The sequence below is a fragment of the Veillonella sp. DNF00869 genome (assembly GCF_001553345.1).
Classification (GTDB): Bacteria; Bacillota; Negativicutes; order Veillonellales; family Veillonellaceae; genus F0422.
In genome coordinates, this window is the sequence record NZ_KQ960768.1 from 97731 (window position 1) to 123314 (window position 25584).

At 39.4% G+C, this 25584-nt stretch carries 28 protein-coding genes; 2 read left to right on the forward strand and 26 right to left on the reverse strand.

Annotation, left to right across the window (positions count from 1 at the left end; all coding sequences use genetic code 11):
- Positions 1 to 6: 6 nt before the first annotated feature.
- The 24 genes from lptB to HMPREF3032_RS03625 all read right to left on the reverse strand — a co-directional run bounded on the left by lptB (position 7) and on the right by HMPREF3032_RS03625 (position 22376).
- Positions 7 to 726 (reverse strand): LPS export ABC transporter ATP-binding protein, encoded by a 720-nt coding sequence (gene lptB / locus HMPREF3032_RS03510; RefSeq protein WP_062401918.1) that lies wholly within the window; start codon positions 724 to 726, stop codon positions 7 to 9.
- Between the two features lie 9 nt (positions 727 to 735).
- Positions 736 to 1470 (reverse strand): LptA/OstA family protein, encoded by a 735-nt coding sequence (locus tag HMPREF3032_RS03515; RefSeq protein WP_062401920.1) that lies wholly within the window; start codon positions 1468 to 1470, stop codon positions 736 to 738.
- Positions 1471 to 1481: 11 nt separating this feature from the next.
- The gene (gene lptC, locus HMPREF3032_RS03520; protein ID WP_062401926.1) at positions 1482 to 2012 is read right to left on the reverse strand and encodes an LPS export ABC transporter periplasmic protein LptC; all 531 of its coding nucleotides are present in this window, start codon (positions 2010 to 2012) and stop codon (positions 1482 to 1484) included.
- Complete coding sequence (locus HMPREF3032_RS03525; RefSeq protein ID WP_062401929.1) at positions 1999 to 2928, reverse strand: lysophospholipid acyltransferase family protein; 930 nt, start codon at positions 2926 to 2928, stop codon at positions 1999 to 2001. The genes lptC and HMPREF3032_RS03525 overlap by 14 nt, the downstream gene beginning before the upstream one ends.
- 13 nt (positions 2929 to 2941) lie before the next feature.
- Positions 2942 to 3463: a KdsC family phosphatase gene (locus HMPREF3032_RS03530; protein ID WP_062401932.1), complete on the reverse strand. Its 522-nt coding sequence runs from the start codon at positions 3461 to 3463 to the stop codon at positions 2942 to 2944.
- Positions 3463 to 4434: a KpsF/GutQ family sugar-phosphate isomerase gene (locus tag HMPREF3032_RS03535; RefSeq protein WP_062401935.1), complete on the reverse strand. Its 972-nt coding sequence runs from the start codon at positions 4432 to 4434 to the stop codon at positions 3463 to 3465. Before HMPREF3032_RS03535 ends, HMPREF3032_RS03530 begins: the two co-directional genes overlap by 1 nt.
- A gap of 27 nt (positions 4435 to 4461) precedes the next feature.
- Complete coding sequence (gene kdsA / locus HMPREF3032_RS03540) at positions 4462 to 5280, reverse strand: 3-deoxy-8-phosphooctulonate synthase (protein WP_062401938.1); 819 nt, start codon at positions 5278 to 5280, stop codon at positions 4462 to 4464.
- 26 nt (positions 5281 to 5306) lie between these two features.
- Positions 5307 to 6038 carry a 3-deoxy-manno-octulosonate cytidylyltransferase gene (gene kdsB / locus HMPREF3032_RS03545; protein ID WP_062401941.1) on the reverse strand — a complete coding sequence of 244 codons (732 nt, stop codon included), beginning with the start codon at positions 6036 to 6038 and terminating at the stop codon, positions 5307 to 5309.
- 1 nt (position 6039) lies between these two features.
- Complete coding sequence (gene lpxK, locus HMPREF3032_RS03550; RefSeq protein WP_062401944.1) at positions 6040 to 7167, reverse strand: tetraacyldisaccharide 4'-kinase; 1128 nt, start codon at positions 7165 to 7167, stop codon at positions 6040 to 6042.
- Positions 7168 to 7228: 61 nt separating this feature from the next.
- A complete protein-coding gene (locus tag HMPREF3032_RS03555) occupies positions 7229 to 8533 on the reverse strand; it encodes a 3-deoxy-D-manno-octulosonic acid transferase (protein WP_062401948.1) in 1305 nt (434 codons plus the stop codon).
- Positions 8534 to 8536: 3 nt separating this feature from the next.
- Positions 8537 to 10264 carry a lipid A export permease/ATP-binding protein MsbA gene (gene msbA, locus HMPREF3032_RS07630; RefSeq protein ID WP_062401951.1) on the reverse strand — a complete coding sequence of 576 codons (1728 nt, stop codon included), beginning with the start codon at positions 10262 to 10264 and terminating at the stop codon, positions 8537 to 8539.
- Positions 10265 to 11401, reverse strand: coding sequence for a lipid-A-disaccharide synthase (lpxB, locus tag HMPREF3032_RS07635; RefSeq protein WP_009353711.1), 1137 nt, complete (start codon positions 11399 to 11401; stop codon positions 10265 to 10267). It lies immediately after the preceding gene.
- A 2-nt stretch (positions 11402 to 11403) separates the two neighbouring features.
- Complete coding sequence (locus HMPREF3032_RS03570; protein WP_062401954.1) at positions 11404 to 12228, reverse strand: LpxI family protein; 825 nt, start codon at positions 12226 to 12228, stop codon at positions 11404 to 11406.
- Between the two features lie 142 nt (positions 12229 to 12370).
- Positions 12371 to 13183, reverse strand: a complete 813-nt coding sequence (gene lpxA, locus HMPREF3032_RS03575) for an acyl-ACP--UDP-N-acetylglucosamine O-acyltransferase (RefSeq protein ID WP_009353663.1) — start codon at positions 13181 to 13183, stop codon at positions 12371 to 12373.
- A 26-nt stretch (positions 13184 to 13209) separates the two neighbouring features.
- The gene (gene fabZ, locus HMPREF3032_RS03580) at positions 13210 to 13644 is read right to left on the reverse strand and encodes a 3-hydroxyacyl-ACP dehydratase FabZ (protein WP_009353694.1); all 435 of its coding nucleotides are present in this window, start codon (positions 13642 to 13644) and stop codon (positions 13210 to 13212) included.
- A 1-nt stretch (position 13645) separates the two neighbouring features.
- The gene (gene lpxC, locus HMPREF3032_RS03585; protein WP_062401956.1) at positions 13646 to 14476 is read right to left on the reverse strand and encodes a UDP-3-O-acyl-N-acetylglucosamine deacetylase; all 831 of its coding nucleotides are present in this window, start codon (positions 14474 to 14476) and stop codon (positions 13646 to 13648) included.
- A 13-nt stretch (positions 14477 to 14489) separates the two neighbouring features.
- On the reverse strand, positions 14490 to 15404 hold the full coding sequence (locus tag HMPREF3032_RS03590; RefSeq protein WP_009353654.1) for a lysophospholipid acyltransferase family protein: 915 nt from the start codon (positions 15402 to 15404) through the stop codon (positions 14490 to 14492).
- Between the two features lie 8 nt (positions 15405 to 15412).
- Positions 15413 to 16444: a UDP-3-O-(3-hydroxymyristoyl)glucosamine N-acyltransferase gene (gene lpxD / locus HMPREF3032_RS03595; protein WP_062401958.1), complete on the reverse strand. Its 1032-nt coding sequence runs from the start codon at positions 16442 to 16444 to the stop codon at positions 15413 to 15415.
- 30 nt (positions 16445 to 16474) lie between these two features.
- Positions 16475 to 16924 (reverse strand): OmpH/Skp family outer membrane protein, encoded by a 450-nt coding sequence (locus tag HMPREF3032_RS03600; protein WP_062401960.1) that lies wholly within the window; start codon positions 16922 to 16924, stop codon positions 16475 to 16477.
- 12 nt (positions 16925 to 16936) lie between these two features.
- Positions 16937 to 17917, reverse strand: a complete 981-nt coding sequence (locus tag HMPREF3032_RS03605; RefSeq protein WP_062401962.1) for a coiled-coil domain-containing protein — start codon at positions 17915 to 17917, stop codon at positions 16937 to 16939.
- A gap of 12 nt (positions 17918 to 17929) precedes the next feature.
- Positions 17930 to 18409, reverse strand: coding sequence for an OmpH/Skp family outer membrane protein (locus tag HMPREF3032_RS03610; protein ID WP_009353684.1), 480 nt, complete (start codon positions 18407 to 18409; stop codon positions 17930 to 17932).
- 20 nt (positions 18410 to 18429) lie between these two features.
- Positions 18430 to 19662, reverse strand: coding sequence for a hypothetical protein (locus HMPREF3032_RS03615; RefSeq protein ID WP_062401965.1), 1233 nt, complete (start codon positions 19660 to 19662; stop codon positions 18430 to 18432).
- A 39-nt stretch (positions 19663 to 19701) separates the two neighbouring features.
- Entirely contained in the window at positions 19702 to 21846 is a 2145-nt protein-coding gene (locus HMPREF3032_RS03620) for a BamA/OMP85 family outer membrane protein (RefSeq protein WP_062401968.1), read from the reverse strand.
- Positions 21847 to 21875: 29 nt separating this feature from the next.
- Positions 21876 to 22376, reverse strand: a complete 501-nt coding sequence (locus HMPREF3032_RS03625) for a hypothetical protein (protein ID WP_009353650.1) — start codon at positions 22374 to 22376, stop codon at positions 21876 to 21878.
- 247 nt (positions 22377 to 22623) lie between these two features.
- On the opposite strand from HMPREF3032_RS03625, the gene HMPREF3032_RS03630 reads away from it, so the two are divergent.
- Together HMPREF3032_RS03630 and HMPREF3032_RS03635 are read left to right on the forward strand one after the other, a co-directional pair.
- Positions 22624 to 23136, forward strand: a complete 513-nt coding sequence (locus HMPREF3032_RS03630; RefSeq protein ID WP_062401971.1) for a DUF805 domain-containing protein — start codon at positions 22624 to 22626, stop codon at positions 23134 to 23136.
- 5 nt (positions 23137 to 23141) lie between these two features.
- A complete protein-coding gene (locus HMPREF3032_RS03635; RefSeq protein WP_062401974.1) occupies positions 23142 to 23708 on the forward strand; it encodes an SHOCT domain-containing protein in 567 nt (188 codons plus the stop codon).
- A gap of 177 nt (positions 23709 to 23885) precedes the next feature.
- Here HMPREF3032_RS03635 and HMPREF3032_RS03640 read toward each other — a convergent pair whose 3' ends face one another.
- Positions 23886 to 24812, reverse strand: a complete 927-nt coding sequence (locus tag HMPREF3032_RS03640) for a dihydroorotate dehydrogenase (protein ID WP_062401977.1) — start codon at positions 24810 to 24812, stop codon at positions 23886 to 23888.
- Positions 24812 to 25579: a dihydroorotate dehydrogenase electron transfer subunit gene (locus HMPREF3032_RS03645; protein ID WP_062401979.1), complete on the reverse strand. Its 768-nt coding sequence runs from the start codon at positions 25577 to 25579 to the stop codon at positions 24812 to 24814. The genes HMPREF3032_RS03640 and HMPREF3032_RS03645 overlap by 1 nt, the downstream gene beginning before the upstream one ends.
- Between the last annotated feature and the right edge of the window lie 5 nt (positions 25580 to 25584).

The window sequence follows — 25584 nt, forward strand, 5'->3', positions numbered from 1 at the left end:
CCACTCCTACATTCGGAAATCATCACCTAAATAAAACTTACGAGCCACATCGCTCGTAGCTACTTCATCGGCTGTACCTTCTAATAAAATCGTACCACTATTTAAAATGTAAGCTTTATCTACAATCCCTAATGTTTCACGTACATTATGGTCTGTAATCAGCACTCCAATCCCTCGATCTTTCAAATGACGAATAATAGATTGAATATCTGCTACCGCAATAGGATCAACCCCTGCAAAAGGTTCATCCAGTAATATAAACTTAGGATTTAAAGCAATGGCTCTAGCAATTTCTACACGACGTCGCTCACCACCAGACAACTGAATGCCCAAGCGGTCACGTACATGGGTAATATGAAATTCTTCTAATAAAGACTCCATGGTTGCCTTTTGTTCTACTTTAGAAAGATCCGTAGTTTCTAACATAGCTAAAATATTATCTTCAACGGTTAGATTACGAAAAATAGAGGCTTCCTGTGGCAAATATCCAATACCATAGGCAGATCGTTTATACATCGGCATATGGGTCACATCCACATCACCGATGCAGATACTTCCTGAACTAGGTTTTTCTACACCTACAATCATATAAAAAGTAGTTGTCTTGCCTGCTCCATTGGGGCCTAACAATCCCACAATTTCGCCTTCCTCCACACGAACACTCACTTTATCCACTACATTTCTTGATTTATAGGTTTTTACTAAATCCTTGGTTTGTATAAACATAAATTCTCCTTACTTTGGAGTAATGATTAAGGTACTGCGCCCACCAAGCGTTTCTGCACTATTATCACTAAGTTGAATTTTTAATTCTGGCGCTTCTAAGACATTACCATTTTGTACAGCTCTTGCATTACCTTTTAAATAAGCCACTCCATCATTTTGATTTGGAGTCTGCGTATATACAGCTTCATCTGCTGTGGCATTTATATTACGACTTGTACTAGATACGGTTACATTTCCTTTCGCTGTGGCAGAGATTTCATTTGTAAATGCTGTAATATGTTCTCCAGTCAAGATGTTATCAGCCACCATTAACTGTCCATTACCAATAATTTCACCATAACCAGTTTCCGTATTATAGTTTACATGATCACCGTATAATTGACGATCATCTTTTTGTAAATGCACATTACCTGTAGCATCAAATTGATGATTATGTAATACATGCACTTCTGATGCTGCCATTGACATATTAGTGCCTATCATACTCACTCCACCAGTTAAATATCCTTCTTGTGTGTTCGTATTATACCAACCTATAGCACCAGTCATAGTCTTATCATCTTTGGTAATAACTACACTGCCTTTTACCTCAGCACGACCACTAACTCCATCATATGTCAACTGATCGGCTGTAATCATTAAATTACTGTTGCCAGCAGGATTTGCATCCGTTGGCGCTGCCCATACGGGAATCATCATAGCACCACCCATAAGAGCAGCCATGATTAAACGTTGTATTTTCATGAATATCCTTCCTACTTGCGAATCAATTTAGCATGACCTTTTGCTGTTACTTGCTGCAAAATCATATCGCCTTCTAACACATCACCTTCTAATGTTGTGTCAACATCGGTGTAAATAAATTTAGAAGTTGATTTAAATAACTGTTCTTTACTTCTATACTCTAGCCCTTCTGTGCGAAGAGTTGCACCCGTACTAGAGGTAGCCTCAATGCCACCAGATAATGTAATCTGTCCATGGTCTTTAGATACCACGCCTTTTGGGGCTTTCACTGTAAGTATTTTTCCATCCTTATGAAACGTCCCTGTTACATTTTCTAAGGTAACTACTTTTGTGACCTGATCAACACTTATCTTTTCTGCTTTGACAGACCAAATAAGTTGTCCATTTTTTTCTTCTTTCAATTCTGTTCCATTAAAACTAATAGAATTTCCAGAAGGTCCCATCGTGGTGGTTTCTACTCCACCATACAAAAAATATCCAAATCCCAAAAGAATTAAAATGCCTACCACAATCGTGAGGAGAAGTTTTTTATTGTTCTTCATGCACAGCCTCCCGTACTTGTAGTTTATGTTCAATATCTACAATTTCATGAATTTTAGTATTCCAACGATGTTGGAACCATAACCATTCATCTGGATGTTCCTTAATAAAATCTTCCGTAATTTTAACAGTCGCTTCTGTTAAGCGGAACATATCTTTCTCTACATCACCTGTATCTTCATAATATAAAGGAGGTAATATATGTACAATGTGCCCTTTCTCTTTACGAGAAGCAAATACAGGAACTACAGGGGCTTTAAATTTTTTCGCAAATGATGCTGGTCCCGTCACTGCTGATGATTCTTGTCCCAAGAACATGACAGGTAATCCTTGATACCATCCATCTTGATCCGCTAAAAATCCCAATAGTTTCTTCGCTTTCATTGCCTGTGCAGCGCCCCTCATTTCGGATCCACCACGAGCAAATACTTCTAAACCTACCATTTCACGGTATTCATTCAGCAATCTTGTAAATTGAGCATTAGGCTGCTTTTTAACAATCGTTGTAGATGGATAACCATGGGCCGCTAAGGCTGCTCCCATCCATTCCCAGTTGCCTACATGAGCCGTCAAAATAATAACACCTTTATCTTCTGCTAAGGCTGCATCTAAATGCTCTAATCCACGCATTTCAATATGTTCTTTAATGAACTGAGGTGTTAAGTTCGGCATGTACAACATTTCCATAACGGAGCGACCTAAGTTTTGAAAGAGTCGACCTAATATAGCATTCGCTTCTTTTTCATCTATAGAAAGGCCAATCATGAGGTTATGTAGTCCTCGTTTGACCTGTTTTTTCCCTACTAATCTATATAAAGGTCCTAGAGATGCTCCAATGGATAAGATTGTAGAATAAGGTAATGTACAAACTAACTTACTTAGTGTTTTTAAGGCTGTATATTGCCATTCTCCTGCCATGAAAGCCTCCTTTCTATTGACCTACTTGATAGGATTCCTCACGATATGTACGCACAGCATCCTCCCAAAGTCCTTCTTGCTTTAAAATATACTCCACTGCTTCTCGCACAGCTCCTTCTCCACCTTTTGCTTGACAGATATAGTGAGCTACTGCTTGCACTTCTGATACACCATCTTGTGGTGTCATAGCTAATCCTACTTTAGACATAATGCCTAAATCATTGAGATCATCGCCCATATAAGCTACTTCATGAGCCTCTAATTGTAATGTATGTAAGAGTTCCTGTAAAGCAGCACTCTTATTATGACTTCCCATTTGAATATGAGAAATATTTAACTCTTTTGCCCGTCTCTCTACCATGAGAGATGTGCGCCCAGTAATAATGGCTGTTTGCAATCCCATACGCTTGGCCAAAGCTAATCCTAAACCATCTTTTGCATGAAAAGCTTTCACTTCTTCTCCACTAGATGTATAAATAATCTCACCTTTTGTAAGTACTCCATCTACATCTAGGGCTAAACAACGTATTGCCATTACACAATACCTCTTCGTAATAAATCTGTAATATGTACTAAACCAAGGCTCATTCCATCCTGTCCAACAACTGGTAATACAGTAATCGGACGAGGCTGATTTTTCTCCATCATATGTAGCGCTTCTGCCGCTAGTTTATCTTTAGTAATGGTACGCGGTGATTTTGTCATCATATCTTCCACAGACCATACTAGGAAATTGCATCCAGAATCTAGACCACGTCGAATATCTCCATCCGTTACTAATCCGATTAATTTACCTTCTTCATCTACTACGTTAGCTGCTCCAAGTCCTTTGTTGGTCATGACAAATAATGCATCTTGCACAGTAGCACCCTTATGAATAATAGGATTGTTATCTCCGCTATGCATAATATTTTCTACTGTGAGCAATAATTTACGACCTAGGGAACCACCTGGATGGAATACAGCAAAGTTTTCTGGCGTAAATTTATGTTGATCTAATAAGCATACTGCTAATGCATCGCCTAATGCTAATGCTGCGGTGGTACTACTAGTGGGAGCTAGCCCTAACGGACAGGCTTCCTTATCTACACACACAACCAAGACTACATCAGAATTTTTTCCCAATGTAGAACTTGGGTTTCCCACTACAGAAATTAATTTAGCACCAATACGGCGCAAGGAAGGCAATAAGCTAATGACTTCACTAGTTTCCCCACTATTTGAGAAAGCTAATACTACATCATCAGATGTTACCATCCCTAAATCACCATGTACCCCTTCACCAGGGTGTAAGAATAATGCAGGTGTACCTGTACTCGCTAATGTAGCCGAAATTTTTCGTGCAATATGTCCAGATTTTCCCATACCTGTACAGACCACGCGTCCCTTAGCTGCTAAAATTAACTCTACAGCCGTTTCAAAACGATGATCTAATGTTTCAATTAAGTCTAACACTGCTTTTGATTCTTCTTGGAGCACCTGTGCTGCTCGTTCAAGTATCTTCATAGTTCACCTGCATCCTTTACATCTGTACTATTTTTTTACGATTTTGTCGATAGCCACTAAATCAGTTAATAGTTCTTCTAGAGAGTCTAAATATAACATGTTTGGCCCATCTGAAAGCGCTTCTTCTGGATTATCATGAACTTCAAAGAACAATCCATCTACACCACTTGCTACAGCACCGCGTGCTAGGTTCGCAACAAATTCACGTTGACCAGAAGAAGCTGTACCTGCCCCACCTGGTAATTGTACGGAATGCGTAGCATCAAAAATAACTGGATACTCAAAGGAACGCATAATCGGGAAGGATCTCATGTCTACCACTAAATTATTGTAACCAAAACTAAATCCGCGTTCTGTAAGCATCAAGTTTTGATTTCCTGATTCTTCCATTTTCTTCAATACATTGCTCATATCTTTCGGAGCCATGAATTGACCTTTTTTCACATTCACGCATTTTCCAGTCGCTGCTGCTCCGTATACCAAATCAGTTTGTCGACATAAGAAGGCTGGGATTTGAAGAATATCTAATACTTCTGCAGCCGCATCAATTTGAGTAATATCATGGATATCACTTACTACTGGTACCTGCAATTCTTCTTTAATAGCTTTCAAAATTTCTAAACCTTCTACGAGACCTGGGCCACGGAAGGAAGAATAGCTAGATCGATTGGCTTTATCAAAGGAAGCTTTGAATACATAGGGAATACCTACTTTATCACAAATTGCTTTCGCACGACGACCAATCTCTAATGTACGTTCATAGCCCTCAATTACACATGGACCTGCTAATAGAAATAAGCCTTTCCCTCCACCAAGTGTAAGGTTGCCTACTTGTACTGTTTTCATTGTATCTCCTTTCTAAACAAAATTGTTTATGCTTCTAATTGGTGAAATATTTCATTCACTCGTTCTAAATCTTCTGGTGTATCTACTCCAACAAAGCGCTGGTCTGTAGTAATGACTCGGATCGTATATCCATTTTCTAAGGCTCGTAACTGCTCTAAGGATTCAGTTAATTCTGCTGGTGTCGGTTCCATCTTAGCATATGTTAATAGAAACTGACGATTATATCCATACATACCTACATGCTTGAGTGGAGCAACCACAAATGCATGTCTAGGGTGAGGAATTAAAGAACGGGAAAAATACATGGCATTCCCTAGGCGATTTACAATTACCTTGACAGCACTAGGCTCATTATATTCTGATTCTAACAAAGGACAGCCTACCGTCCCCATTTGTAAGGTTGAATCTTCTTTGAATTGACGTGCCAATGCATCGATAACAGAAGCATCAATCAGTGGCTCATCACCTTGTACATTGATAATCACATCAATATCAGTTCTTGTAGATGCTACTTCTGCTAAGCGGTCAGTACCCGTCAAATGATCAGCTCTTGTCATCATAACTTGCCCACCAAATTGGATGACCGCCTCATATACCCGTTCATCATCAGTGGCCACAATGACCTCATGAATTTCAGTGGCTTTTGAAACTTGTTCATACACTCGTTGAATCATTGGCTTATTACCAATCATCGCCAACGGTTTTCCTGGTAATCGAGTAGATCCATAACGAGCTGGAATAATACAAGCTATACGCATATTACTTCCCCTTTGCTATTTGCAAGACATAAGATTTAAAATCTTCTTCACCTTTGGTAAATTCAATACCTATCACTAATACATAAACAGGGATCTTTAAATCTCGTATAGCCCGTACTTGTGATAACTTAACTGCATCTTTTTCCGTTGTAATGATGCCTTGAATCCCCGTTTTAAAGCAGTGTTGCCATAGTTTTACAACATCATCTTCGGAATAATCATGATGGTCACCAAAGCTCATCATATCCTGCACCGTAAATCCATAGCTTTCTAAATTAGCAATGAACGAACTAGGTTGCCCAATGCCACTAATCGCTAGCAATGGAGTGCCATCATAGTCACTAATATGATGAATCGGGCCATTATGACTCCACTCTTCCAAGGTTTGAAAGCCCACTGTTTGATGAATGGTTTCTGCTACCGGAACAAGAGGTGCCAAGGAATGAATCTCTGCACGTAGTGCTTCTAGTTGTTCCGAATCCACTTGATTCGTTTTCGTTAACACAATATAGGTAGCTCTCTTCAAGTTTTCCAATGGTTCTCGTAGAAGCCCTCTTGGCAATACCGCACCATAACCAAATGGGTGACTTGCATCAATCAACACAATATCTGCATCACGGCCCAAGGCACGATGCTGAAATCCATCATCCAAGACAAGCACATCGGATTGCATATCTTCAACGGCAATTTTTGCAGACTCTACTCGTTTTGAACCTATAATAACATTCGCATTAGGTAATGTTTTTGCCAATAACCAAGCTTCATCACCACTAATAAAAGAGGATACATCAACAGCCCCTCGTCTAGATACGACAATAGGCTTTTTATTATTATCTGCTTTGTAACCACGGCTTAAGACGCTCACTGTATGTTGGGCTGCATCTAATGTTTCACAGACATAACGTACCATGGGTGTTTTGCCCGTGCCTCCAACTGTAATATTTCCTATACTAATGACCGGCACTGGCATTCGCAACACTCGGTGTGGGTGGTTATAGCGTTCATTGCGATATTCTACGACTCTTTCATAGACTTTACTAGCCTTTTCCAAACCATTGCGCAGAGCATCTCCTAAGGAGCCTTCCATCTGTCCACTAATGATATGCTTAAAGAGTTGTTCTCCTTTCATGAGTAAACCTCCTCCGTATCCCCTTAGTATAACTTAGGATATTAAAACTAATATGAATCGATTATGGTACTATGTGAAAGCGTTCAAAAAGACGGCGTAACTCCTCGGTATTGCGCTGTGTAGCCCCCCGATTTTCACTGACTACTTCCAAGCAATGACGACTCATCTCTTCTCGCATAGCATGGTTAGCACACAAAGTTTGCAATACTCTTAATAATTCTCTTTCATCATGTACCATCGTACAAGCACCACGGGAGCTCAACAAACTATAGATTTCCTTAAAGTTAAACATATGTGGTCCTACAATAATTGGCTTACCATGAGCAGCTGGTTCCAATATATTATGGCCTCCAGTTTTTACTAAAGATCCACCTACAAAAATAATATCCCCCAAACTATATAGACGACCTAATTCACCGATGGTATCTAAAATCACCACTGGAATTTCTTCATGTACAGGTTCTGTCATCGCACTACGACAAATCGCTTTCAACCCATATTTTTGAGATAATGCTTTTACATCATTACCACGCATAATTTCGCGAGGTGCAATCAGTAATCGCGCATTGGGATAAGATTGTAAAATTTCTTTAAACGCTTGAAACAACTTATCCTCTTCCCCTTTATGGGTACTACCTGCCACGATAATAGGATGATTATGTCCAAATCCAAACTCATGTTGCAATTGTTCTTTTTCTTCATCTGTTACCGTTGCATAGGTTTGATCATATTTCGTATTCCCTGTAACGGTTACCTCTTGTACATTTGCCCCTAATACAGTGATATATTCCGCATCTAATTTAGATTGCATACAGAATCGATCTATGGACCCCAACATATCATGCATAAAAGATTTAATATGCATATACCGTGACATAGAACGATCACTGATACGACCATTGACCATCATAACTGGAATCTGTTCAGCTTTGGCAATACGAAGAAAGTTTGGCCAAATTTCAGTTTCAACCAATAAAATTGCAATGGGCTTAATCGTTGTCAAAATTCTTCGTGTCAAAAATGGCAAGTCTAAGGGAAAGAAAATAATCCCTTCTGCTTCTGGAATGATGCGGCGTGCCATGGCATGTCCAGTAGCGGTTACCACAGATACAACTACAACTGCATCAGGAAAGCTTTTTTTGATATCTTTCACCAATGGGCTGGTAGCTACAATTTCGCCTACAGAAGCCGCATGCAACCAAATAGCCCGTTTACCTTCAATTTTTTTCATCAATGTGCTAGGCATGAATCCTGCACTTTGTTTGATCCGCTCGTAGAATCCTTCTTCAAAGGCCAAACGGTAGAGAATCACCGGTATCAAGCCAATCCAATAGATAATGAGAAGTATATTGTATATCCAATACATAGTTTATCCTTTTCTGGCAAATTGAACAGAATATAAATGACTATATAAGCCATTCAACGCTAATAATTCATCATGTGTGCCTTCTTCTACAACACAACCTTGCTGTAAGACCACAATATGATCGGCATGTTTAATAGTACTCAATCTATGAGCAATGACTAGAGCCGTTCTATTTTTCATTAGTCGTTCTAACGCTTCTTGTACAATTTTTTCACTTTCAGTATCTAAGGCTGAGGTAGCCTCATCAAGAATTAAAATGCTCGGATTTTTCAAGATAGCTCGTGCAATAGCAATACGTTGACGCTGACCACCCGATAAAGAGTTACCTCGCTCTCCCACAATCGTATCAAATCCATTCGGTAATTTTTCAATAAACTCATAGGCATTCGCTGCTTTAGCCGCCTCAATGATTTCTTGTTCAGTAGCATCTAAGCGACCATATAAAATATTTTCACGTACTGTTGCATTGAATAACATCGTATCTTGTGGTACTAAACCAATATTTTCTCGTAAGGACGTAAATGTGACATCTCGCACATCTACACCATCAATGCGAATGGCGCCACCTGTTACATCATAAAAACGTGGTAACAAGTTCGCAATCGTTGATTTGCCGGCTCCAGAAGGACCAACAATCGCCACGGTTTGCCCTTGTTTCACCGTTAAGTTGACGCCTTTTAAAGCTAAATTATCTTCATCATAAGCAAATTGTACATTGTCGAATTCTACAGTTCCTTGTACATCAGTTAATGCTTTTGCCGTTGGTGATTCTTTCACATGTGGTTCTGTTTCTAAAATGTCGATAACACGATCTCCTGCTGCCATTGCTTTTTGCAAGTTACCATAGACTTGAGTTAAGCGTTTCACAGGGTTAGATAAGTTAATAGCATAAATTAAGAATGCAATCAAGGAACCTGCTGTAATATAACCTTGCACTACAGAATATCCGCCATACCATAAAATAATCACTACTGCAATGGCCGCTGCAAATTCCACCATAGGCCCCATGACAGCTGTTAATTTGGTAGCTTTCATAGCAGCATCAAAGTTATTTTGGTTCTCTTGTTCAAATCGCTTAAATTCATATGTTTCACGAGCAAAAGAACGAATCACGCGCACCCCTGAGATAACTTCTTGTAAAAACGCCGTAATATCCGCTGTTCTACCTTGTACCTCATGACCTGCAGAGCGCAATTTTTTACCAAATATATTCGTTAATCCTAATACAACAGGCACAATAATCAAGGTTAAAAGGGATAGTTTCCAATCCAAGTAAAACATGAAGACTAAGGACCCTACTAAGGTAACTCCTTCTGTCATGAACGATATAAGATTGTCTACAATAGCTTGTTGTAACGCCCCTACATCACTAGTCACATTACTCATGATAACCCCTGTTTTACGACGGTCAAAATAAGCTTGATCTAACTTTTGTAAATGCTTAAATAAGGTTTCACGAATATCGATAACCACGCGCTGTCCTACATAAGCCATCATATAGTTTTGCCCATAGGTAGCAAATCCACGAAGCAAGAAAATTACTAAAATAGCAATCACAATTAATGTTAATAAGCCTAAATCTTTATCTTGCAATACGCCATCCACTACATTTCGGATTAACCATGGTACCACTAAATACCCCATGGCAGCTGCAATCATGCAAAATATCCCTAATATGAGTCGCATCCTATATGGCACAATAAATGCCAATAGTTGTTTATAACGATTCATTTACGCCTCCTTCATTGCGACTGATGCAATGACATCAGCTACACGTTGCACCGCTCCCGGTGCCCCTAATTCTACTTTCACTTGCGCTAAATCAGCTTTCATCTGCGTATATACCGCCTCATGATCTAAGATATTAGCTAGTTCTCGTTCTACATTTTCTGGCGTTACATCCCCCTGTAATAACTCAGGAATAATGCGACGCTTCGCCATAATATTAGGCAATCCAATATGATCTATTTTTACCAGTAATTTACCAATTCCATACGTAACAGGTGCCACTTTATAAATTAATACAGTAGGTACATCCATCAAGGCTGTTTCTAAGGTAGCTGTCCCTGAAGCCGCAATACATGCGGTACAAATCTGCATTAAATCATAGTTATGACCTTCTGTAACAGTGACTGGTACAGAATAACTTTGTAAAATTCTGTCAATATCTTCTCTAGGTATTGTATGTGCCCGTGGTAAGAAGAACTTCAAATCTGTATGATTTTTATATAACCGTTCTGCTGCTGCCAGCATTGTTGGTAATAACCCTTCTACTTCTTGTTTACGACTACCTGGCATCAAAAGAATATTACGACTCCTTGTATCTGCACCAAAATGAGCAAGTGCTGCTTCGACGGACATGGTAGGATGTACAATATCTACCAAAGGATTCCCTACAAATTCCACATCTACACCAAATTCACGGTATGCCTCTGCTTCAAAAGGAAAAATAGAAGCTACTTTTGTCACCGTTTTAGCGATATCCTTGCCTCGTCCTTTATTCCAAGCCCAAATGGTAGGGGCAATGTAATACACCACAGGTATATGTAATTCTTTTGCCACCTTCGCTAACTTCATATTAAAACCTGGATAGTCAATACACACCAACACATCTGGCTTTTCTCGTAGCATAGCTTCTTTTAAGAAGCTGCGAAGTTTAAAAAATGTGGGCAAATGTTTTATTATTTCAACAATACCGATGAACCCTAGTTGCTGAATATCGTATATAATATTCACACCCGCTTCCTTCATCAAGTCTCCGCCCATGCCAAATAGTTGTGCTTTTGGATATGCCTCCAATAAAGCCTTTGCCACACTGGCACCATGCGTATCTCCTGATGCTTCACCAGCAGAAAACATAATCTTCATGCTTACTCCTCATCCGGCCCTTCTACGGCACAGATTACGATACCTAATTCGTTTGCTTTTTGCAAAACTGCTTCTTGCTCAACAAAAATCGTCCGTTTCGCCTCCATAGCTAGGACCTTGCAGTTACCGGTAATCATAGATTCTAACGTCTTCATACCTACCGCTGGAACATCAAAACGTACGTCCTGATTAGGTTTTGCAGTTTTTACCACCACAGCCCCTTCACGACCCAAGGCACCGCCTCGCTTGATACACTCATCGGTTCCTTCAATGGCTTCTATGGCCATCGCCGCTTGTTCTTTCACTACTACGGTTTGTCCAATGTCAAGTGCACCCATTTGTTTCGCTAAGGTAAAGCCAAACTCAATATCTAATTGCTCCACCTCTGTTGGTTTTCTCATTGTCATGACACCTACTGGTGGCATAAGAGATCTCATATATTTTGTTTGATCCGCTACCGCTAGTCCTTCTTTTTCTAATTCCTCTACGATAGCTAGCATGATCGTATCATCTTTACGATTGCGCAAACGATTCAACAATTTGATCGTACGCATATCTGGTATGGTTGTTATCTTTTTATACAGATGTTCTTTTGTTACTTTTCCTAACATAGTCACATCTGTGACGCCCTCTTTAAGGAACGTTTTAATCACTGTATCTGATTTAAAGACGCTGATTTGGTAGTATGCATCGGCCTCTGCTTGTAATTCAAGAGCTCCCTCTGTTACAACAGAAATGACCACAACTTCATAGCCTTCATGTTGAGCAGCTCGCATAAATTCAACTGGCAGATTACCAATTCCTGCAATCAATCCTACTTTCGCCATAACGCCTCCCACTAACTTTTAATTATAAAAATTCTAATCTATATTATACCATATATAGGGCATAAATGGCATGAAAGTTCACAATAAAAAATACATGGAAAAGCATACATTGTATGCTCTTCCATGTATTATAATTCCATTATTAATCTCTGCGTACGCGCATGATACCACGATCTGCATTGCGTAAGAAACGTAGCATGTGTTCAATCTCAACAGAAGATATTAAATTCAATTCCATTTCTTCAATTGCTTTAGACAGACTATAGCCACTGCGATATAGAATACGAAATGCCTTCTTCAACTCACGACGCACTTCTTCAGATACTCCAGCGCGAGCTAACCCTACAGAGTTCAACCCAATTACATGCGCTGGCTGTCCATCCGCAATGACATAGGGAGGGATGTCTTGTACGACTTTCGCCATACCACCAACCATAGCATTACGGCCAATTTTTACAAACTGATGGACCCCTGCAATACCTCCAATAACCACGCGATCTTCTACAATTACGTGACCTGCAAGGCCTGCACAGTTACTCATGATAACATTATTGCCTACGATACAGTTATGGGCCACATGTGTGCACGCTTGGAACAAACAATTGTTACCAACTCGTGTCTCTTCCCCTTCACCAGTAGCACGACTGATAGTTACGAATTCACGAACTACTGTATTATCGCCAATAATGCAATAACTTTTTTCACCTTTAAATTTTAAATCTTGTGGTTCCAAACCGATAGCACAACCCGGAAAAAATTCATTATTTTTACCAATCGTTGTCCAGCCACCAATCACTACATTAGCGCCAATTTTAGTACCATCTCCGATTTCAACATGTTCTCCAATGACTGCACCAGGACCAATAATAACATTTTTACCAATTTTTGCATCTGGATGTATGACTGCAGTACTATGAATTTCAGATGTTGCATTTTCCATGCCAACTACGATCATCTGTGTCACTCCTTACATTTTGAAAGTTATTCTGGCTTCACTAAGGCGAACATGTACTCACCACTTGCCACCAATTTATCACCTACATACGCACGACCTTCTACTTTACCCATACGACCTTTGATTTTTACTACATCAGCCTCGATGCGTACTTGATCACCAGGTTTAACTGGATGACGGAAACGTACTTTATCTATACCTGTAAACATTGGTGTTAAGCCACGATTTTCTTCAGGATACAAGAGTGCAATACCACCTACTTGAGCAATTGCTTCTGTAATCAATACACCTGGCATCACAGGGTTACCTGGAAAGTGACCCATGAAATGTGGTTCATTGAAAGTACAATTTTTAAGACCTACCGCACGTTTCATTGGTTCCATTTCAATAATACGATCTACCAATAAGAATGGATAACGGTGTGGTAGAATTTCCATAATTTCTTCAATTGTAAGAATCATGTTATGCCTCCTCTTGCATTTCTTTTAAAATTTCTCGACTTAATCGCGAGTTTAAATTATGACTCGATTTCACAGCAATAATATGGCCTTTTAGATGGCCCACCAAGAATAAATCGCCTAATATATCTAAAATTTTATGACGTACTAATTCATCTGGAAAATTAAGTTCCGATAAACAAGTTGTATCATCATAGACAATCACGTTTTCCGTGGATCCGCCTTTAGCTAATCCCATCGCTTGCAATTGTTCGATTTCTTTTGTAAAACCAATCGTTCTTGCTGGTGCAATTTCTGTAGCAAATACATCAGGATTAATCTCATAATCTGCATGTTGCGTACCTAGCATAGGATGACTATTAATACTTGTAAAAGTGACACGGAATCCATCATAAGGACGAATAATGATAAATTTATCTTCTTCATAGATACCATGAGATTTTTTCACCACATAAACTTGACGGTCTGCCTCTTGTTCGATAATTCCTGCCTCTTTGATAAGCTGCACAAATGTGGCTGATCCACCATCAGCTATAGGAGGTTCCGGTGAATTCAATTCAATAATACAGTTATCAATAGCCATACCATAAAAAGCTGCTAAAATATGTTCAACTGTAAATACTTTTGCCTCCCCCTCTTCTAATGTGGTAGCACGCATCGTATTTGTTACATTACGAATGTCCGCTTTCACAGAAGGAGTGCCCGGCAAATCTGTACGTACAAAGGTAATCCCTGTATTGGGCTCACTAGGAAGGATACGCATTTGCACAGGTAAACCACTGTGCAATCCAGCCCCTTCATAGCTTATTGCTTTACTAATTGTTTGTTGTTTCATAAGGACCTCCTTTCTACAGTTTTTGGTTCATCACATCTGGTGGTACTTCTATGGTATCACCATAAAAGCGACGTGTCCATTTCCATCTATTATGAAGCCAGAACCAATCTTCTGGATATCTTCGAATATAATCTTCCACCCATTCATTGAGCATCGTCAATGTAACCGCAATATCACGTTTCCGCTCTTCTGTTTTTTCAGCGTATACAGGTGGATGTACAGTAATTTCGTATTTCTCAGTATATTCATTAAAACGTATTGTTATAGGAATAATCGGCACATCCTGCATACGAGCCATTGCCGCAGGTCCTACGGGAGTCAATGTTTCATAGCCAAAAAACGGAACCAACTGACCTTTATCTCCTGGATCCTGGTCCATAATAAGACCTATAAAAGAACCTTGTTGCAGTTCTTTTACCATTTCACGAACACCTGTTTTATAAGTGACGTGTTGTTTCATAAGCGCACGATATTCATTGATAAATTTGTCCGCATCACCTTGTTGCTGCATCGCTACTGAAATCAAAGGATATCCTTCAGATGCTAAAATACCTCCTAGTAATTCCCAGTTTCCACTATGGAGAGCAATAATAATAGCACCTTTTCCATCTTCTTTGGCATCTTCTAGATATTCTCTACCTTCCATGGTGAACATCTCTTTGTATTTGCCATCTTTAATTTCAGGATAACGAAGCACATCCACAATCATGCGACCAAATCTTGTCACACTGGCTTTGGCAATTCGTTTTGCCTCTACAGGATCATCTGTAATACGACAAAATAATATTTGTCCAATGGCCAATCGTTTTCGATTGCTTGGTGTAAAAATCCATCCTAATTGCCCTAATAGATACCCAATAGCATATTGCATTCGATACGGCAAAGCACATAGGATAGCACTTAACACTTTCATACAGGTATATAACATATCTACACCTATTTATCTTCTAATTTAGCTTGTAATGCAGCTACTTCTTTTTCTAATGCTTTTAACTGTTTTACCATATCTGGTAAACGGCTTTCATAGGCAGCTAATTTTAACCATTCTTTATGTGGTCGCATTGGGAACCCTGCATAAAGTCCATTCGATGGCACATTACCTGTAATGCCTGTTTTTCCTGCAAAAGTAACATTATCACCAATTGTAATATGTCCTGTACAACCAGTTTGCCCAGCAAAGATAACATGGTTACCACATTTTGTACTACCTGCGATACCGACTTGGGCAATTAAGAAACAATCTTCTCCAATTTCTACATTATGGCCTAGGTGAACTAAATTATCTATTTTAGTGCCACGACGAACTAAGGTAGATCCCATAGTAGCATTGTCTATACAAGAACAGGAGCCTACTTCCACATCATCTTCTAAGATAACATTACCTACTTGTGGAATATGTGTGTGCTTACCATTTTCAGTAGCAAAGCCGAAACCTTCTCCACCTACAACAGCATTCGCACGTAAGACAACTCGTTTTCCTAAAATACAGTTCTCATGCACAATGGAACTTGCATAAATCGTTGTACCTTCACCAATACGCACATTATGTCCAATATATACATAAGCGTGTAATGTAACATTATCTCCAATAATAGCATTATCATAAACTACACAATAAGGTCCAATTTTTACATTGTTTCCGATTGTTACATTCTTGCCAATAATTGCTGTTTCATGAATCCCCTCTGGGAATACCACTGGAGGGTGAAATACTTCTAGCAATTTGGCAAAAGCTGTTTTAGCATTAGACACCACAATTTGAGGAGTCTCACACCCCTCAATCTTAGCATCTACTAACAAAGCTCCTGCTTTGCTATCTTTGGCAAACTCTCTATAATCACCGATAGCAAAACTAATAGCATGAGCTGCACCTTGATCTAAACTACGGGCTTCTTCAATATTAATGGAACCATCGCCATATACAGTGCCCTCAACCAATTTGGCTAGGTCTTCTACTGAAAACTTCACTATGAAGCCTCCTTACTTTTTACTCTCTTATTATTTACTAGTTTCTCCGGAGGAAGCACTTTCATTCATTTTTTTAAGCACATCTTCTGTAATATCAACTCCACCACTTACAATGGCTTGATCATTCGCTACTACAGTCAATTCTTTTTCTTTTGCTACAGCTTGGATATTGGATTCCACATAGGCTTTAAACTCTTTACCTTTTGCTTGTCCATAAATTTGCAATTCCTGTTGTGCATTTAATTGTGTTTGTTGGAATTGCTCTTCAGTTTGTGTACCTTGCACTTGAGCTAAACGGTCTGTAACTTCCTTTTGTTTAGCTTCCATTTCTTTATTAATATCCTTAGCTTTTTGGCTTTCTTGCACTAACTTTTCAGTGTTTACCACACCTACTTTTTCACTTGATCCACAACCAGCTACTAAGCCTAATGCACATACCATCATGGCACCTGTAGCCATACGTTTCCACATTGATTTCATCACTTTACTCCTTTATTGTCCATACGATTGAATGATTTCTTCTGTTAAATCCATATCCGTACGATCTGTAATATGATCTACCAGCACTAAATCTAACTGTTTAGCTCTAGCCAACACTCCTGCACGAACTCGAATATCTTCTAAAATGGCATCATGTAGGGCTTGTACTTCATCCCGTTTTTGTGCCAATCGTTGTTCCCATTCTGCATCCCACAAAGTGGTGCCCTCACGGTGAACCTTAGCCAACACTTCTTGTTGCGAATCCACCAGACCTTTCATAGATTGATCTCGCTGTGCCCCTAAGGCTTTTGCCTGCTCAGTAGCATAGGCACTTAACTTCTGCTGTGCTTCTGTCTGGGCAGGTACCATCGCCTCAGCCACTTTGGCTTCTAGATCTTTCCATTGTTGAGATCCGTTGATACGATGACTCCGTTGTGCTAACAAATCAGATAATCGTTGTTCCTTCTCAGCTTTTAGAGTGTCCCAACGTTTTCGTTGCTCTTCATCAATCGGCTTTACTTTCATTTCAGTTGTTAACCACAATTGTAAATTTACAATTTCTATATCTGCTTCACTAGGTTCTACTTTGTAATTTTTACGATATTGTTCAATCAATTCACGTTGCTTAGCCGCTAACTCTTGATTTAACTCAGCTTCACGTAAGGCAATTTTAGTTTGTAGCTCCTGATTCAAACTTTCAGTTAAATTTGATTCTAACTGTTTTAGATGTTCTTCAGATTTTCCCACTTCAGTACCCAATTTAGATTTGAGAAGTTCATCCTCTCTGTCCCGTTGAGCCTCCAGTCGTAACAATTCTTTCTTTTGTTCATCATAACTATGAAAGTTTGGATGCTTTTCTACTACCTCTTGCAAACGTACAACCCCAATCCGTGGTCCTTGCAAAGACACCGGCTGATGATGTACATAATAACTACCGATACTAGCAGCACATACAAATATACCTAATAAAGCGAAGATAGGTCCTTTTCCCATTTGGATGTTACCTTATTTAGTTTCTGCTAGCTTCTTGCTCACTTGGTCTGTAATATCAGTACCACCAAACAATACAGATTCACGGCTCAATACCACGCTAAGGCCTTTGCCATCAGCTACTGTTTTAGAAGCTTCATCTACACGTTTTTTTAGATTTTCTTGAATTGTTTGTTGTTTTTCTTGCATCTTTTGACGAAGTTCATTAGATAATTTAGCCTTACCTTCTTCATCTAAATTAGCAGATTTTTCATTAAATTCTTTTTGTAGTTCTTCATTATAGGCAGCATATTCTTGTTGTGCATCTTGCACTAAGTTTGGATTGCTTTCTACAATTCGCTGCATATCAATAACACCGATATTGCTCACTGCATTGGAACCACCATGTCCCGCCATCTGTGTATAGGCCAAAGCCCCCACACTGATGACAAAAAGAATGCCTACAATGATAGACACTGTTTTTACATTCTTTTTATTATTCAATAAACGCATCATAGTGTATCTACCTTCTTTCCTTATATTCGTCCTATTAGGCGTAACCATCGATCCTGGTCACCCCAGACATATTCTAATCGTAAATATTCATGTACATCATAGGAAAGAGCAAATTCATTAGCTTTCGCAGTTATATCTCTTTCATATCTTGCATTCCAACGTGTACCAATATTTTGGTATACAAAACCATGATGGTGATGATTCGGCAGGCTGTATTGATAACCTACCTTTGTATCTTTACTGAATTGATACCCATACGATGGCGCAAAAGACCATTTCAAACGATTGGGTAAAAACTCTGTTTCTAAATACCAATCATGGGGACCTCGATGAACCCCCGTATACACTCGTAATCCTACAGAATCCACACCACGCCCCATATCCAAATACCCTTCGCCTCGAAGGATATACTTAGAGGAATCCACGTGAATGTCTAATCTTGTGTCCGTACCTACCTGAAGTTCTGGAGTCATGGTCACACCAAATTGCGTAACACCCCGACTTGTATTAAGTTCTTCTTGTATCTCCGATTCTATCATCAACTTATGACGTCGCACAAACGACACAGGTAGTCCCTCTAATTGTTGTAACTTTTTTTCATAATATTGACGCATATTATAAAAAAGAGCACTCGGTAAAGTATTAGAGTGAATAGCCACATCTGTACGATGTACGCTATTACCATGAGGTACTAAATATACGGTAGCCTTTGCTAATTCTCCACCTACAATATCAATTTGTGGTGTAAATTCAGGAAGAGTTCCTTCTAATTCACTTCGAATTGATTTTTGTGCTAATGGTGTAATCCAACCTAAGGACTCCAGGGATGCTCCCAAAAGAATTTGCTCTAACCGGGGCTTTACATTTCCTATATCTCTATGTATGAGAGATTGTCCATAAGGAGATATATTCCCATAGTTAAACTTAGTTTCTATAGATTGTACCACATTTCCATAGGGTTCTAATGTAAGGCGCATATACATAGATTCACCAATATCCATAGATATAGATTTTACCGTATATCCATATAGAATGCGATCCACTACATCTATTGTAGCCTTTTCATAGGCCTGCATAGATTCCTTGATATAAGAATCCTCTTTACCTTTGTATATATAGGAAGCTGCACCTTGAATACTAGCTACCATACGTGTTTTTAAGGCTGCTGGAATCGTTCCTGTTGTACTGTGTAGGTCCACATCCACAGTCTGAACAGGCGCTCCATAGACGGAGGGAATCCCTAATGTAACCATTAGGAAAGCCCCTCCTATCCATTGTTGTATAGTCATCAATTAGAATTGTCCACCAAAGCTAAAGTGGAATTTCTTTTGATCTTTACTAATACCATAGTCGATACGTACTGGACCAATTGGTGTTGTCACACGCACGCCGGCACCTACAGAAACATTAAATGTTTTAGAATGTTTGAACCAAGGTACATTTGGTGCATCCCATGCATCACCTAAATCTGTAAATAATGCACCGCTTACTTTATTCCAAATTGGGAAGCGATATTCTGCCGTAAAGTTGTACATTTTTTTACCACGGTATTGATCATCCTCATAAGCACGAAGAGAATCAGAACCACCGATTGTATATAATTGACTATATGGTAAATCACCCATTGCCCAACCTAATCGTGCACGGAAGGCAAGAACTTGTTTATTACCTACTTTTTTATACGTTCTAGCTTCGCCAGTGAATTTATAGAAGTTAAAGTCACCACCTAAGCCATGACCACCCCATTGTAATGTACTGGATAAACGTTTACCACGTGTTGGTTCGTATACATTATCACGGGAGTCAAATACTTTTTGCCAGCTAATGCTGTTTGTTGTGCCAAAGTTATGTTTAATATATCCTGTGCTAGCAAACTTATAGCCCTCATTATTCCAACGATATCCTGATCCAGGACCGCCATTTACATCTGTATCATACCGGAAACCACTGGAATCTTTATTATCCCAAACATAAGTATCTTTACGATGCTCTAATGTGACATAATCACGAGTAAACTCACCCGTTTGACGTCCTAAAGAAATATTAAAGCCATTAGATTTTCTGTCATAGGTAGCTTTCGATTGTCCTTTTTCGTTGTAATCTATATATTCGTTTAATTGATTGTAGTAGGTTACCCCTAAAGATGTGCCTTTTCTATCAATCCATGGACGCAAGTAGGAAACAGAGTAGTTTTTATAACCTGCTGTGCCTCCAAACTCCCAGTGAACTTTCACTTTATCACCAGTACCGCGTAAGTTTTCTTCACCCACTTCTACAATACCTACAAAGCCATCAGCACCAGAATAACCTGCACCTAATGTAATCGTACCTGTTTTATGTTCTAGTACGTCCACTTCAATGTTCACCATTTCTTCTGTGGAGCCTTGTGTTAAACGTACATTTACATCATCAAAGAAACCTAAGTTATATACTTTCTCTACAGATCGACGTACTAAGAATTTATTAAATGGTTGTCCCACTTTTTGGTTAAATTCACGAGTAATCACACGATCTTTAGTCTTTTTATTACCATGTGGAGTAATACGTTCTACAATACCTTCTACTACAGATACGTGTAATACACCATTGTCATCTACAGCCATATCTTTTACATGAGCTAAAATATATCCATCACGTTGGTACGCTGCGTTGATACCTTGTACTTTTTCACCAACTGCAATAGTATTTAACACAGTGTTAGGTTGTACATCTAAATAGTTCAATAATACATCTGTTTTGTATACCGTATTACCCTCTACAGACACACCTTTAATCACTGGGTTTAAGGTTACATGATATGCTACTTTTACACCTTCTGGTACTTCTGTAAATACTGGTGTAATTTCTGAAAGAACACCGGAACCACCTAGGTTAGCAATCTCTTTAGAGATTCCTTCTACTGTAACAGCATCACCAATTTTACCTTGTAATAAAGAAAGGAAAGCCGGTTGATTTGCTTGGTCAAGACCTTCAATAGAAATATGAGTGATCGTTTTGCCTACATATTTTTGTAACTCCGCTTCAGTTAGGGATGTGAAATAACGAGCTTGTACTTGAGGAATCGCTGTTTCCACACCTGCCGCCTGTGCTTCTTCTAATTTATCACCACCAGCTTTTGTGATAACTTTAACTTCTTTGTCATTAGTAGCTAAGGAAGAGTTATCAACACGTTTACGTTGTTCTTCAATAGCATCACGTTGTGCAGCCTCAGACAAACCTTCACGAGCTGCTGCAATCGCTGCCTCTGTAGCCGTATCACCAGAGGCTACTGTTTCTTGGCGTGTAGTATTTTGCTTTCCTAAATCCTCCATGGATAATTTAGCAATTGTTTTGCCACTTTCAGTCGTAGTAGCAGTATCAGCAAATACTGGAGTTGTACTGATTGCCGCTAGGACAGCAAAGGTTAAAAATTTCTTATAAGATAGGTTTCCCTTCATATATGTTCCTCCTTAGAATATAAAAGGTGCTAATCTCGCAAAATACGTCCACCAGTTTGCACTGCATGTACCATGTCTTTCGAGCTAATAGTAGGATCTTTTCTAGGTTCTACATTGGGCTGTGTTGTTACAACATGATTGGTTTCTATCACCGTCTCTACGGGCTTAGGTTCAGCCTGTTCTATGGTTGGTGATTCTTTCACTACCACTGTGGAAGACACAGGTGCAGGTTTCACCTCTACCTTTGTTTCTATGACAGGAGTATGTGTTACGTTCCCTGCTTCATGTTGTGATAGCCACCAATGTGTTACCCCTATGACTCCTACTAATGCAATAGTTAACATAGCTCGTTGTGCGTAGGACACAATAGAGGGTCTACCCTCATTCATTTGCTTCATCTCTGCTTGAGCCAAGAATAAATGAAAGTTCCCCTTCACACTTCCCTTTGTAGCATAGGACTTAGCTGCTGCATCTAACCAAGCACGAACCATGCGAATGCGTTTTTCCATAGGTGTTGTTACAGGTTTCATACATTCCTCCTTTCATAACTATATAATCGTAGTTAGAAAGAAAAAAGTGAACCTATTTCTTACTATCTTTACTATTATACCAATGAACCGCTATTTTGCCTATTTTTTTCTGCTAACTTTCTTTATACTACTCTATTTTTTTAATATTTTAATGAAGAATCTATTTCAATTTCATTCCATTTGACCACAGTTCGCCATATATCCTAATCTATGCTATACTTATTCATAGCATATAAGGAGGTTCCTTATGGACATACTGATTAATATGGGCCTATCATTTCTAGTAGGTGTAGCAGCCCTCTTTCTTTTACTTGCGCTAGAACCACACAGTCATGGCGTATTAAATTCATCAGGTCGGATGAATCGATTTCAATTTATCATTGGCATACTATTTTTATCTGCTACTATGCATATTTTTAATATGTTTATCCAACAGCTATTAGATGTAGTTGTAATATTGCCGGCTTATTTTGGCATCAAAGTATTAGCTTACGCAGGATATATCATATTGCTCCCTCTATACTATACCCTATACATACGACGATTCAATGACATCGGATTACCAGGTCGTCTCCTTGGTATACTATTGGGTATGTATATTATTTGTACAAATTTATATCTACCATTAAAGAATATTTATATTCTGCACACTATTATTGTAGTAATTATACATGGATTCTTATCTTGTTTCCCTGGTTCTACTGGAAACAATCGCTACGGACCTCCTAGTCCTTGGCCAAGCAAACGTAAGAAAGGATAGTGATTATGGGACTCTTCGATTGGTTCACGCAAACTCCAGACCATATCATAAGCTATGCCCCTGGCGGTCATACATTGCAAGTTAAAATTACTTACAATACAAAAACAGGTCTATTTACGTATCGTGGTCGCTATGGTACACGTGCTAAGTTTTATGATACAGATATCGACCATATCGACAACAAAGAGGTGAGTCGCACCCATCGAGTCTTGCTCATTCAAGGTCGAGATACCTGTCTTGCTACATTAGATGTATTGACTAATTTAGTAAATGAAAATTTACAAGCATGGATTGAATCTCGTGGCACTGTAGCCTACGATTATGATCAACAACAACGTGGATTATGGGTTAATACAGCTGCTGTGAAAGCTGCCATCGATGCAGGTCCTCCAGTGGAAACTGCTACCATTGAAGTAGAGGATACATCAGAGAATACTACCACATCTGATGTAGTACCAGCCTTGGATGATCCCATTCTTCGTATCAAACAGTTAAAAGAACTCCTTGATATGGGGGCCATTACTGACGAAGAATTTCAACAGAAAAAAGAAGAATTACTCAATAAAATCTAAATACTAAAAGGACTGTTTCCAGTGTCTCTTTCACTGGAACAGTCCTTTTCTGTATTGTATTCAAAGTTCTCTTCTTTAGGGCTTTCCCTGTATCGATATATTTCCTGATAACCACTCTGATTTTAGATGTATTGCTGACACTATAAACCTATTACAGGAGATATACATTTTCTCTTATTAAGGCATAATAATACCACCAACTAAGTTCGACACATGATCGATGTGTTGGCTTTCACAATAAGCGCTCATTTCACTAGCGATGATGCCAATAGCTCGTGGATCTACCATCGTTGCCGTCCCCACAGACACGATATCAGCTCCTACTAGCATAAATTCTAAGGCATCTTCACCAGTCATGATGCCGCCGCCCCCCATAATTGGGATTTCAATAGCTTGTGCCACTTGATGTGTTAAGCGCAATGCCACTGGTTTCACAGCTGGACCAGATAAACCACCATAGATATTCCCCAATAATGGTTTACGAGTCCGTAGATCTACAGACATCCCTAATAGGGTATTAATCATACTGATACCATCTGCACCTGCCGCTTCTACAGCACGAGCAATCTCTACGATATCTGTTACATTGGGTGATAACTTCATAATTACTGGCAAATCTGTATGCCCTTTTACCGCTTTACATACAGCAGCCGCACTCTCCGCCTGCACACCAAATGCCATACCTCCGCATTTTACATTAGGACAACTAATGTTGACCTCTAAGGCTGCTATCCCTTCGACGGTCAATGTTTTTGCCATATATTCGTACTCTTCCAGTGTATTACCAGAGATATTCGCAAAAATTGGCACATCATATTGTTTTAAATTTGGTAATATATCTGCTACGAACGCTTCTGCTCCTGGATTTTCTAATCCGATACAGTTCAACACCCCAGATGGTGTTTCAGCGATACGTACACCAGCATTACCAGGTCGAGGAGTAGGTGTTAAACCTTTTACAGAAATCGCCCCTACCTCTGTATCAAGGTCTAAATATCCATCATATTCCAATCCGAACCCAAAAGTGCCCGATGCTGCTACAATAGGATTTTTCATGGAGATACCACAGAACTCCACTGCTAATTTAGGATCTACAGTAGCCATTAGAAAAACACCTCCTCAGCAGGGAATACAGGACCATCTTTACACACTTTATATCGTGTGCCACTTTTACCTTGGCATGCACAGCCTACGCAACCACCGGTACCACAACCCATGCGTTCCTCTAAGGACACTTGGCAAGGCACTCCCATTTGTTGAGCTACAGCGGCTACCCCTTTCATCATTGGTGTAGGACCACATGTCAAGACCGCATCAAACTGCTCTTCTTTCATCAGCGTTTCCATCACAGACGTAGGATATCCTTTAGTACCCAGTGAGCCATCATCTGTGGTGATGTGTACAGTCACAGGACTATCTTTAAATAAATCAGCCCAAAATGATTCACTTGCATTACGGAATCCTAATATCACATGAGCCTCTTGACCTGGTTGTAACCGATCAGCGATACATAGCATAGGCGCAATTCCAACACCACCACCCACTAATAACATGCGGTCTGCAGTGGTAAAAGCTTGACCTAATGGTCCCAAGCAATCTAAGGTATCCCCTTCTCGTAGCTGAGTCATAATCTCTGTACCTTTACCTACCACACGATATAATAAGTCGATGGTACCTGCTTCGGCATCAAAGCCGGCATAACTGATAGGTCTGCGCAACAAGGGAGCTGTGCCCCCTGTGACGCGAACATTGCAAAACTGTCCTAGTTGTGCCTCTTTTGCTTGTTTGGGTGCATATACGGATAGTCTCCATACATCACTGCCTATTTGGGTGTTATGAATCACTCGACCCATTTCTACATATCCACTCATTTATG

Excerpts from the sequence above, each read along its gene's own strand:
- lptB (WP_062401918.1), bottom strand. The coding sequence starts at position 726 with ATGTTTATACAAACCAAGGATTTAGTAAAAACCTATAAATCAAGAAAT.
- HMPREF3032_RS03515 (WP_062401920.1), bottom strand. The coding sequence starts at position 1,470 with ATGAAAATACAACGTTTAATCATGGCTGCTCTTATGGGTGGTGCTATG.
- lptC (WP_062401926.1), bottom strand. The coding sequence starts at position 2,012 with ATGAAGAACAATAAAAAACTTCTCCTCACGATTGTGGTAGGCATTTTA.
- HMPREF3032_RS03525 (WP_062401929.1), bottom strand. The coding sequence starts at position 2,928 with ATGGCAGGAGAATGGCAATATACAGCCTTAAAAACACTAAGTAAGTTA.
- HMPREF3032_RS03530 (WP_062401932.1), bottom strand. The coding sequence starts at position 3,463 with ATGGCAATACGTTGTTTAGCCCTAGATGTAGATGGAGTACTTACAAAA.
- HMPREF3032_RS03535 (WP_062401935.1), bottom strand. The coding sequence starts at position 4,434 with ATGAAGATACTTGAACGAGCAGCACAGGTGCTCCAAGAAGAATCAAAA.
- kdsA (WP_062401938.1), bottom strand. The coding sequence starts at position 5,280 with ATGAAAACAGTACAAGTAGGCAACCTTACACTTGGTGGAGGGAAAGGC.
- kdsB (WP_062401941.1), bottom strand. The coding sequence starts at position 6,038 with ATGCGTATAGCTTGTATTATTCCAGCTCGTTATGGATCTACTCGATTA.
- lpxK (WP_062401944.1), bottom strand. The coding sequence starts at position 7,167 with ATGAAAGGAGAACAACTCTTTAAGCATATCATTAGTGGACAGATGGAA.
- HMPREF3032_RS03555 (WP_062401948.1), bottom strand. The coding sequence starts at position 8,533 with ATGTATTGGATATACAATATACTTCTCATTATCTATTGGATTGGCTTG.
- msbA (WP_062401951.1), bottom strand. The coding sequence starts at position 10,264 with ATGAATCGTTATAAACAACTATTGGCATTTATTGTGCCATATAGGATG.
- lpxB (WP_009353711.1), bottom strand. The coding sequence starts at position 11,401 with ATGAAGATTATGTTTTCTGCTGGTGAAGCATCAGGAGATACGCATGGT.
- HMPREF3032_RS03570 (WP_062401954.1), bottom strand. The coding sequence starts at position 12,228 with ATGGCGAAAGTAGGATTGATTGCAGGAATTGGTAATCTGCCAGTTGAA.
- lpxA (WP_009353663.1), bottom strand. The coding sequence starts at position 13,183 with ATGATCGTAGTTGGCATGGAAAATGCAACATCTGAAATTCATAGTACT.
- fabZ (WP_009353694.1), bottom strand. The coding sequence starts at position 13,644 with ATGATTCTTACAATTGAAGAAATTATGGAAATTCTACCACACCGTTAT.
- lpxC (WP_062401956.1), bottom strand. The coding sequence starts at position 14,476 with ATGAAACAACAAACAATTAGTAAAGCAATAAGCTATGAAGGGGCTGGA.
- HMPREF3032_RS03590 (WP_009353654.1), bottom strand. The coding sequence starts at position 15,404 with ATGTTATATACCTGTATGAAAGTGTTAAGTGCTATCCTATGTGCTTTG.
- HMPREF3032_RS03600 (WP_062401960.1), bottom strand. The coding sequence starts at position 16,924 with ATGAAATCAATGTGGAAACGTATGGCTACAGGTGCCATGATGGTATGT.
- HMPREF3032_RS03605 (WP_062401962.1), bottom strand. The coding sequence starts at position 17,917 with ATGGGAAAAGGACCTATCTTCGCTTTATTAGGTATATTTGTATGTGCT.
- HMPREF3032_RS03610 (WP_009353684.1), bottom strand. The coding sequence starts at position 18,409 with ATGATGCGTTTATTGAATAATAAAAAGAATGTAAAAACAGTGTCTATC.
- HMPREF3032_RS03615 (WP_062401965.1), bottom strand. The coding sequence starts at position 19,662 with ATGGTTACATTAGGGATTCCCTCCGTCTATGGAGCGCCTGTTCAGACT.
- HMPREF3032_RS03620 (WP_062401968.1), bottom strand. The coding sequence starts at position 21,846 with ATGAAGGGAAACCTATCTTATAAGAAATTTTTAACCTTTGCTGTCCTA.
- HMPREF3032_RS03625 (WP_009353650.1), bottom strand. The coding sequence starts at position 22,376 with ATGAAACCTGTAACAACACCTATGGAAAAACGCATTCGCATGGTTCGT.
- HMPREF3032_RS03630 (WP_062401971.1), top strand. The coding sequence starts at position 22,624 with ATGGACATACTGATTAATATGGGCCTATCATTTCTAGTAGGTGTAGCA.
- HMPREF3032_RS03635 (WP_062401974.1), top strand. The coding sequence starts at position 23,142 with ATGGGACTCTTCGATTGGTTCACGCAAACTCCAGACCATATCATAAGC.
- HMPREF3032_RS03640 (WP_062401977.1), bottom strand. The coding sequence starts at position 24,812 with ATGGCTACTGTAGATCCTAAATTAGCAGTGGAGTTCTGTGGTATCTCC.
- HMPREF3032_RS03645 (WP_062401979.1), bottom strand. The coding sequence starts at position 25,579 with ATGAGTGGATATGTAGAAATGGGTCGAGTGATTCATAACACCCAAATA.